Source organism: Sporosarcina limicola, assembly GCF_014873855.1.
GTDB classification, from domain to species: Bacteria; Bacillota; Bacilli; order Bacillales_A; family Planococcaceae; genus Sporosarcina; species Sporosarcina limicola.
This window is the reverse complement of record NZ_JADBEL010000075.1, coordinates 1-1275: the sequence shown is the minus strand read 5'-3', so window position 1 is coordinate 1275 and position 1275 is coordinate 1. Positions and strand designations below refer to the sequence as shown.

2 protein-coding genes are annotated in these 1275 nt (G+C 41.6%); both read right to left on the bottom strand.

The window, feature by feature from the left end:
- Positions 1-76: 76 nt before the first annotated feature.
- Positions 77-418 carry a group II intron maturase-specific domain-containing protein gene (locus H4683_RS21095; RefSeq protein ID WP_338062520.1) on the bottom strand — a complete coding sequence of 114 codons (342 nt, stop codon included), beginning with the start codon at positions 416-418 and terminating at the stop codon, positions 77-79.
- Between the two features lie 83 nt (positions 419-501).
- A partial coding sequence (ltrA, locus tag H4683_RS21090; protein WP_192600785.1) for a group II intron reverse transcriptase/maturase occupies positions 502-1275 on the bottom strand: 774 nt, incomplete at its 5' end.

Genomic DNA, 1275 nt, shown 5'->3' with positions numbered 1-1275 from the left:
ATCGAGTAGGAGGCTAATCATTATTTGATCAGCCGACCTCTCACACCACCGTACGTACCGTTCGGTATACGGCGGTTCAACCTTTTAAGTATCGAGACTCATAGAGTTGGGACATATCCTTCAGTCCCCACTTTGTGAGTTTTTCTTTTGTTATGGCACGATGGATAATTCCATTTCTTGATAATCGCCAGTATCCCTTCCGGGAATTTGCCAATTTCATCGCATCGTTATGGTCGATACCATACTTGCGAAGTTTTTGGTAACGAGTACGTATTCTTTTCCATCTCTTCCATATCAATTGTCTTAAACGATGGTTTAACCATTTCTGAGTTTCTCCAATGAATTTCTTCATGTTAGCGACTCCGTAATAGTTAATCCATCCAGTTATTGTTTGATTTATCTTTACGATAATATCTATGAAAGGACCAGGACGTTTTCTACTGGTTCGCTTTCTTAGTTTATCTTTGAAGCGTTGTTTCGCCGACCCACTTGGTCGGCACCCTACTTTCCCATGAGATTTTGAATGTTAAACCCAAGAAACGTGGATTTTGTGGCACCACATACTTGGCTTTTCTCCTGGTTTATCGTCAGTTGAAGGTCCTGTTCTAGAAAAGCTGTAACACTTTCCATTACTCGTTCACCAGCACGTTTGCTTTTTACATAAATGACGAAGTCATCGGCATATCGAACGAAGCGATGTCCTCTCTTTTCTAGCTCCCTGTCTAACATATTGAGGTAGACATTTGCTAGAATAGGAGACAGGGGTCCACCTTGCGGTGCACCTTTCTTTGTCTCGATATAGATGTCTTTATCAAGGATGCCCGAGCGTAGGAACTTCCAGATTAGGAGAAGTACCATTTTATCCGATATGAAATAGTCCAGATAACCGCGTATTCTCTGGTGATGAATAGTGTCAAAGTAACTTTTCAAATCACAGTCCACTACCACTTTAAAACCTTCTTGATAATATTCCTCAGCCTTTTTGATAGCTTGGTGGGCACTTCTTCCTTTTCGAAAACCGTAGCTATTATCTGAAAAATGGGGGTCAATGATTGGCTCAATGACTTGTAGTATCGCTTGTTGAACGACTCTATCCAAGACACATGGAATACCCAAGTATCTTTTCGACCCATCCGCTTTCGGTATGGCAACCCTTTTAACGGGTTGAGGTTGATAGGACCCATCCTTCAGCTTTTCCTTCAAAGGTTGATAATATTTCTCCATATGACTTTTCAGTTGGTAGACTGTAATGCCATCCACTCCTGGGGCACCTTT